The sequence below is a fragment of the Bacillus cereus group sp. MG16 genome, from assembly GCF_040459875.1.
Classification (GTDB): Bacteria; Bacillota; Bacilli; order Bacillales; family Bacillaceae_G; genus Bacillus_A; species Bacillus_A paranthracis.
Genome location: NZ_JARVHE010000001.1, coordinates 5,350,001 through 5,355,553 on the forward strand (window position 1 = coordinate 5,350,001; position 5,553 = coordinate 5,355,553).

Here is a 5,553-nt window from a genome sequence, read left to right on the forward strand (position 1 = left end):
CAATTTCCGCTGTTTTCGAACTACGAATTAATGTAATAACTTCATCCAGATGGTCTAAGGCAATTCGTAATCCTTCTAAAATATGAGCACGCGCTTCTGCTTTTTCTAGTTCATAAGCTGTACGTCTACGAATTACTACCTTTTGATGTTCCAAGTAATGATATAAATTTTGTTTTAAGTTCAGCACTTGTGGCTCTCCATTTACAAGAGACAGCATGTTAATACCGAAACTTGTTTGAAGTGCTGTATGTTTATATAAGTTATTTAATAATACATTAGCATTGGCATCACGACGTACTTCCATAACAATACGCATACCATTTCGATCTGATTCATCACGTAAATCTGTAATACCTTCAATTTTCTTATCGCGAACTAATTCTGCAATTTTTTCAATTAATCGCGCCTTATTTACTTGATAAGGTAGTTCCGTTACGATAATAGATTGTTTGCCATTTGACTTCTCTTCAATTTCAACTTTAGCACGAAGTATAATAGAACCGCGTCCTGTTTCATAAGCTCTACGAATACCACTTCTTCCTAAAATTAAACCTGCCGTCGGGAAATCTGGTCCTGGAATGCACTCCATTAATTCTGCAATAGTAATATCGGGATTATGACTTAATGCCAATACGCCATCAATTACTTCGCCAAGTTGATGCGGCGGAATATTCGTTGCCATACCAACTGCAATACCTGTCGTACCATTTACTAGTAAATTAGGAAAGCGCGCTGGTAATACAATCGGCTCTCTTTCAGAACCATCGTAGTTATCTTGATAATCAATCGTATTCTTTGAAATATCACGTATTAATTCCATAGAGATTTTAGACATTCTTGCTTCTGTATAACGCATTGCTGCCGCTGAATCTCCATCGACAGATCCAAAGTTACCATGCCCATCAACAAGCATATAACGTTGACTGAAATCTTGCGCCATACGTACCATTGTTTCGTAAACAGCTGAATCACCATGAGGGTGATACTTACCGATTACTTCACCAACAATACGTGCTGATTTCTTATACGCTTTATCAGCCGTAATTCCTAAATCATTCATCGCATATAAAACCCTACGATGCACAGGTTTTAATCCATCACGAACATCTGGTAATGCACGAGATACGATAACACTCATTGCGTAATCTAAAAATGAGGTACGCATTTCATGACTAATATTAATTTCTCGAATTCGTGCTTGTTGTTGATTGTCTGACATCAACGAGCACCTCCTCTTACATTTCCGTTACACATACATTGATTTATATGTAGAAGACAGGAATACTCAGATTCCTGTCATTACTCATTTAAATATCAAGGTTTTTCACGTATTTTGCATTTTCTTGGATAAAGTTACGACGTGGCTCTACTTTATCCCCCATTAAAATTTCAAATGTTTCATCTGCTTCAATTGCATCTTGAAGGGAAACTTGAAGTAATGAACGCACTTCTGGATCCATTGTCGTTTCCCAAAGCTGGGTTGGGTTCATTTCTCCTAAACCTTTGTAACGTTGGATACCAGGTTTAGGTTGAGCTGGTAATTCAGCTAAAATCTTTTCAAGCTCTTTTTCATTATAAGCATATTGAATTTTTTTACCTTGTTGTATTTTAAACAACGGTGGCTGTGCAATATAGATATAACCGTGTTCAATAATTTGACGCATATAACGATAGAAGAACGTTAATAATAGGGTACGAATATGCGCACCATCTACGTCGGCATCCGTCATAATAATAACTTTATGATAACGAGCTTTCTCGATATCAAAATCGCCGCCAATGTTCGTACCAATTGCAGTAATAATTGTACGCACTTCATCGTTAGATAAAATTTTATCCAATCTTGCTTTTTCAACGTTAATAATTTTACCTTTTAGCGGTAAAATCGCTTGGAAGTGACGATCACGCCCTTGTTTTGCTGATCCACCGGCAGAGTCACCCTCTACAATGTAAATTTCACTAATTGCTGGATCTTTCGAAGAGCAATCTGCTAATTTACCAGGTAAACTTGAAACTTCTAATGCGCTCTTGCGGCGTGTCAATTCACGTGCTTTTTTCGCTGCAACACGTGCACGTGCTGCCATCGTACCTTTTTCTACGATTTTTCGTGCAACATTCGGGTTTTCTAGTAAGAACTTTTCAAATGCCTCTGAAAACACAGACTCTGTAATCGTTCTTGCTTCACTATTCCCAAGTTTCGTCTTCGTTTGTCCTTCAAATTGTGGGTTTGGATGTTTAATTGATACAATTGCAGTTAAACCTTCACGAACATCCTCACCCGTTAAGTTACTGTCTGCATCTTTTAAAATACTATTTTTACGTCCATAATCGTTAATCACACGAGTTAAAGCTGTTTTAAACCCTACTTCATGTGTTCCACCTTCATACGTATGAATGTTATTCGTAAATGAGTAAATATTATTTGTATATCCTTCGTTATACTGTAAGGAAACCTCAACTTGAATACCATCTTTTGATCCTTCTACATATACAGGTTCTTCATGGATTGGTTGTTTTGAGCGATTTAAATGCTCGACGTATGATTTAATTCCACCTTCATAATGGAATTCTTTCTTTTGCTTATGTTCACGTTTATCTTCAATTGTTAATTTAATATTACGATTTAAAAATGCTAATTCACGCATACGAGTTGCGAGCGTATCAAATTCGTATACTGTTGTTTCCTGAAAAATTTCTGGATCTGGTTTAAATCGAGTTATCGTTCCTGTTTGATCTGTGTCACCAATGACTTTTAAATCCGCAACCGGAATACCTCTTTCGTATTTTTGATAATGGATTTTACCTTCACGATGCACAAATACCTCTAGTTCTGTTGATAGGGCATTTACTACAGATGCCCCAACACCATGCAAACCACCAGAAACTTTATAACCGCCGCCACCAAACTTACCACCAGCATGAAGAACGGTCATAATAACTTCTACAGCAGGACGTCCCATTTTTTCTTGTATACCAACTGGAATACCACGTCCATTATCCGTTACACGAATACTATTATCTTCTTCGATACTAACGTTAATTTCATCACAGTACCCTGCAAGTGCCTCATCAATACTATTATCGACGATTTCCCATACAAGATGGTGAAGTCCTTTTCCGCTTGTAGATCCAATATACATACCAGGGCGTTTTCGAACTGCTTCTAGCCCTTCAAGTACCTGTATTTGACTTTCATCATATGAATTTTCTTGCATTTGCTTTTGTTCCATTGACACAAAGATCACCTACTTTTCCATTTAAACAGGGATTACGCCCTATCTATTTCACAATCTACCGTGCCGTTCGTTACATGAATTGTTTTCGCTTCTTTTAATGTTTCGTGTTCAATTCCGTCGACACTCGTCGTTGTCACAAATGTTTGCACTTTTCCTTGAATTGTATTTAACAGATGCGATTGACGATAATCATCTAATTCTGATAATACATCATCCAATAGAAGAATCGGATATTCTTTAACTTCTGAGTAAATCAATTCAATTTCAGCTAATTTTAGGGACAGTGCGGTCGTTCGTTGTTGTCCTTGCGAACCAAAGACTTGAACATTTTTACTATTAACGAAGAATTGTAAATCATCACGATGAGGACCAATTAAAGTCGTACCACGGAAAATTTCACGTTGTTTCACGGATTGAAAACTTTCATAGTATACTTCTTTTATTTTCGACAAATCCATTGATTCTGATACATCTACACTCGGTTTATAGACAATTTCTAATTCTTCTAACCCACGGCTTATACCACGATGAATTGGAGCTGCCCATTCTTGTAGTAAATGCAAAAATTCAAAGCGTTTTCGCAAAATTTTTGTACCATGCTCAATAAGTTGAAGTGTAAATACATCCAACATCGTTTCCTCATTCTTACTATTCCCTTGCATCTTTTTTAGCAAGTGATTTCGTTGTGTGAGCACCTTTTGATATTGACTCAATTCATACAAATAGACCGGAGCTATTTGGCCTAATTCCATATCTAAAAAGCGTCTTCTTACTTGAGGGCTTCCTTTTACAAGATTTAAATCTTCTGGGGCAAACATGACAACATTCATCACGCCAATATATTGACTCAGTTTTTGTTGTTCAAGTTGATTTAATTTTGCCTTTTTACCTTTTTTCGAGATATTTAATTCCAAAGACAAAGAACTATTTCTCTTTTGTAGCTTTCCTTTAATTTGACCGAAATCTTCATCCCAACGGATAAGCTCGCGATCATTAGAGGTTCTATGAGATTTCGCCATCGCTAAAACATAAATAGCTTCCATCAAATTCGTTTTCCCTTGCGCATTCTCGCCGATAATTACATTTACCTTATCTTCAAAGGAAAGCTCTAACTTTTCATAATTGCGATAGTTTTTTAATTGTATTTCTGAAATAAACAAAGGGCTCCCCCTTTATGACTGAACTTGGAAACTTCCGCTTCCTGGAATTTCAATAATATCGTTCGCATATAGTTTGCGACCTCTTCTATTTTCAAGTTCTTGATTCACGTACACTTCATATTCTTGTAAAAACCATTTTACAGCGCCACCTGTATCAATTACATCGGCTAACTTTAAAAATTGCCCTAGTGTAATATACTCTGTTGAAATTTTAATACGTTTCATAAAATCGCTCACTTTCTGAAAGTGTTCATTCTTTCATTGTACTAAATAAACTAGCATTAGGAAAGTAATACCCAAAAATCAAATAAGGGCTACTAGCATCTGAAAACTAGCAACCCTTATTTCTTACTTAGTAAGTACGAACCGGTAAAATTAATTGAATAATGGATTCATCATTTACTGTACGAATTAAGAATGGTCTCATTGCTCCAGTAAAGCTAATCTTAATTTCAGTACTATCTAATGCTTTTAGTGCATCCATCATATATTTTGCACTAAAAGATATTTTTAACTCTTCTCCATCTACTTTTTCACATTGAACTTCTTCTACTACTTTCCCGATTTCTGGTGAATTCGAGGAAATTTCTAGCATTGCCTGCTCTAAAGTTGATAATTTTACAACATTATTACGGCCATCTCTTGCTAAAAGAGATGCACGATCAATTGCTTGTAAAAATTCTTTTGTATTTACAAAAATATCTGTTTTGCTCTCCGCTGGAATTAAGCGAGTTGTATCAGGGTAATTTCCTTCTAACAATCTTGAGAAGAATAATAAATGTTTTGTACGGAATAATACTTGATACTCCGTAATAACGATATCTACCATTTCTTCAGACTCATCTAGAATTTTGCTTAATTCATTTAAACTTTTTCCTGGAATAACAACATTTGCTTGGAACTCATCTGCAATGCCTTCGATTTTTGCTTTTCGAAGAGCTAGTCTGTGACTATCTGTAGCAATGCCAGTTAGTTCGCTGTTATATACCTTCCAGTTTACACCTGTCAAGATCGGTCTTGTTTCAGAAGTGGAAACTGCAAATACAGTTTGTCTAATCATATGTTTAAGTAAATCCGTTGGAATCTTAAAAACATGATGTTCTTCAATTTGTGGTAACAATGGATATTCTGCAGAATCTAAACCATTTAAATTAAAC

General features: G+C 35.9%; 5 protein-coding genes (1 of these 5 running past the window's edge). All 5 read right to left on the minus strand.

What is annotated here, in order from left to right:
• Positions 1 to 1,219, minus strand: the 5' end (the start) of a protein-coding gene (gene gyrA / locus QCI73_RS27775; protein ID WP_001282850.1) for a DNA gyrase subunit A. The gene continues 1,253 nt to the left of window position 1, outside the view; only the first 1,219 of its 2,472 coding nucleotides appear in the window; it begins with the start codon at positions 1,217 to 1,219; its stop codon lies off the left edge, out of view.
• A gap of 88 nt (positions 1,220 to 1,307) precedes the next feature.
• Complete coding sequence (gene gyrB / locus QCI73_RS27780) at positions 1,308 to 3,230, minus strand: DNA topoisomerase (ATP-hydrolyzing) subunit B (RefSeq protein WP_000435991.1); 1,923 nt, start codon at positions 3,228 to 3,230, stop codon at positions 1,308 to 1,310.
• A 38-nt stretch (positions 3,231 to 3,268) separates the two neighbouring features.
• On the minus strand, positions 3,269 to 4,396 hold the full coding sequence (gene recF, locus QCI73_RS27785; protein ID WP_000470753.1) for a DNA replication/repair protein RecF: 1,128 nt from the start codon (positions 4,394 to 4,396) through the stop codon (positions 3,269 to 3,271).
• 12 nt (positions 4,397 to 4,408) lie between these two features.
• Positions 4,409 to 4,621 (minus strand): S4 domain-containing protein YaaA, encoded by a 213-nt coding sequence (yaaA, locus tag QCI73_RS27790; protein WP_000821367.1) that lies wholly within the window; start codon positions 4,619 to 4,621, stop codon positions 4,409 to 4,411.
• A gap of 127 nt (positions 4,622 to 4,748) precedes the next feature.
• A partial coding sequence (dnaN, locus tag QCI73_RS27795; RefSeq protein WP_353824079.1) for a DNA polymerase III subunit beta occupies positions 4,749 to 5,553 on the minus strand: 805 nt, incomplete at its 5' end.

Coding starts and splice junctions, on each gene's coding strand:
- gyrB (WP_000435991.1), bottom strand. CDS start 3,230: ATGGAACAAAAGCAAATGCAAGAAAATTCATATGATGAAAGTCAAATA.
- yaaA (WP_000821367.1), bottom strand. CDS start 4,621: ATGAAACGTATTAAAATTTCAACAGAGTATATTACACTAGGGCAATTT.